Here is a 2,216-nt window from a genome sequence, read left to right on the forward strand (position 1 = left end):
GATACTGCCCCCCCCGAGCTCGACCTCCCTGCGCCCACTCTTCCCCTCCCGCCCGCCCTTCGTAGCTCGCCGTCCGCCTGCGGCAGGCTCCACAACCCGCCCCACATACCGGTCGGCGTCCGCCGTTCGAGCAGCACGGCTTCACCGTCGCGCAGCACGAGCATCCAGGTCTTGCGGGTCGGCACGGCCTTCTTCGGCCGCGCAGCCGGCAGTTCGCGCTGGCGGCCCGTCGATTGCGCGACGCAGTCGCCCGCGAACGGGCAGCGCGCGCAATCGGGCTTGCCGCGCACGCACAGCGTCGCGCCGAGATCCATCAGCCCCTGCGTATAAGCGCTCACGTCGGCCGCGTTCGCCGCGTCGGGCAACAGCGATTCGGCGAGCGCCCACATGTCGTTCTCGACGCGCTTCTCGCCCGGAAAGCCCTCGACGCCGAACACCCGCGCAAGCACGCGCTTCACGTTGCCGTCGAGGATCGTCGCGCGCGCGCCGTACGCGAACGACGCGATCGCCGCAGCCGTCGAGCGGCCGATGCCCGGCAATTCGGCCAGTGCGTCGGGCGTCGCCGGAAACGCACCGCCGTGCTCGGCAACGACGACCTGCGCGCAGCGGTGCAGATTGCGCGCGCGCGAGTAGTAGCCGAGCCCCGCCCACAGCGCCATCACGTCGTCGGTCGGCGCGGCCGCGAGCGCGGCGACGTCGGGGTAGCGTTCGAGAAAGCGCGTGTAATACGGGATGACGGTCGATACCTGCGTCTGCTGCAGCATGATTTCCGACAGCCAGATCCGGTACGGATCGCGGGTGTTCTGCCATGGCAGGTCGTGGCGGCCGTGCTCGCGCTGCCACGCGACCAGGCGCGTGGCGAACGTGCGATGCAGCGGCGTGACGGGGAACGGTGCGGGGGTGATGCGGGGCGGCTTCAAGTTATCTAATCGTGGAAAAAGGTTTCAACGCTGGCAGGTCGGGCAGAAATAGGTCGACCGCTGGCCCTGTACGATCTGGCGGATCGGCGTGTTGCATACGCGGCATGGCTGGCCCGCTCGGTCGTACACGAAGCAGTCGAGCTGGAAATAGCCGCTTTCGCCGTTGCTGCCGACAAAATCGCGCAACGTGCTGCCGCCGCGCTCGATCGCGTCGGCAAGCGTCGCGCGCACCGCGTCGGCCAGCCGCTCGTAGCGCGGCAGCGACACCTTGCCGGCGGCCGTCGTCGGCCGGATGCCGGCGCGAAACAGGCTCTCCGACGCATAGATGTTGCCGACGCCGACGACCATGTCGCCCGCGAGCAGCGCCTGCTTGACCGACACGGTGCGGCCGCGCGTGCGCGCGTGCAGCAGCGCGCCGGTGAACGCCGGCGAGAACGGCTCGACGCCGAGGCTCGCGAGGAGCGGATGCGCATGCACGTCGCCCGCTTCGCGCGGGTGCCACAGCACCGCGCCGAAACGGCGCGGATCGCGGAACCGCAGCACGAATTCGTCGAAGATCCAGTCGATGTGGTCATGCTTCGCGGCGACCGGCACGCCGTCCGCGGGCAGCACGCGCAACGTACCCGTCATGCCGAGATGGACGATGAACCAGCCCGCGTCGACCTCGAACAGCAGGTACTTGCCACGGCGCTCGACGGCGAGCACCTCGCGCGCGCGCAATTGCTCGGCGAGCCCGGCCGGCACGGGCCAGCGCAGCATCTCGGTACGGACGTCGACACGCTCGACGCGGCGGCCCGCGACAAAGGGCTCGATGCCCCGGCGCGTGACTTCGACTTCTGGCAACTCTGGCATGTTTTGCGGGTCTGAGACTGGATTCACGATCGTGCGTGTATTGTAGCGAGCGCGTTACAATCGGTTGAAACATCGAACGGATTTCCATGACCCTGCCCTCGAAGCTGCTTCAGAAGCGCCCCGCCGCCGTGCGCGGCGCGCGCGCCTTCCCGGTCCGCCGTGCACTCGGCGCCGCGCTGTTTGCCGCCTGGACCCTCACCGCCTTCCCGGCCCACGCGCAGGATCCGGCATCGGACGACGCGGAGTCGCAGGGCGCGTTCGAGCATGTGATGCCGGACGAGAAAAAGGATCTCCCCGGCGTTCCGCTGACGAGCCAGATCGTCTACCAGGTGCTCGCCGCCGAGGTCGCGCTGCAGCGTAACCAGCCCGCGCCGGCCTACCAGACCTACCTCGCGCTCGCCCGCGACACGCGCGATCCGCGCATGGCGCAGCGTGCGACCGAGC

At 69.6% G+C, this 2,216-nt stretch carries 2 protein-coding genes and 1 pseudogene; 1 reads left to right on the forward strand and 2 read right to left on the reverse strand.

The genetic code is table 11. The features are described 5' to 3' along the window. Window positions 1–920: A/G-specific adenine glycosylase (gene mutY, locus G3N93_RS38340; RefSeq protein WP_241026882.1), on the reverse strand; the 920-nt coding region annotated here is incomplete at its 3' end. A 24-nt stretch (window positions 921–944) separates the two neighbouring features. Then, window positions 945–1,772 (reverse strand): bifunctional DNA-formamidopyrimidine glycosylase/DNA-(apurinic or apyrimidinic site) lyase, encoded by an 828-nt coding sequence (mutM, locus tag G3N93_RS38345; protein ID WP_174937832.1) that lies wholly within the window; start codon window positions 1,770–1,772, stop codon window positions 945–947. Between the two features lie 86 nt (window positions 1,773–1,858). Between mutM and G3N93_RS38350 the strand changes: the two are divergent. Then, window positions 1,859–2,216 (forward strand): annotated as a pseudogene (locus G3N93_RS38350) (hypothetical protein); the annotation flags it as partial.

Source organism: Burkholderia sp. Se-20378 (assembly GCF_017104665.1).
Taxonomy (GTDB): Bacteria; Pseudomonadota; Gammaproteobacteria; order Burkholderiales; family Burkholderiaceae; genus Burkholderia; species Burkholderia lata.

What these genes read in the sequence shown, in the direction of transcription:
- mutM (WP_174937832.1), bottom strand. Translation starts at nt 1,772, where the DNA reads ATGCCAGAGTTGCCAGAAGTCGAAGTCACGCGCCGGGGCATCGAGCCC.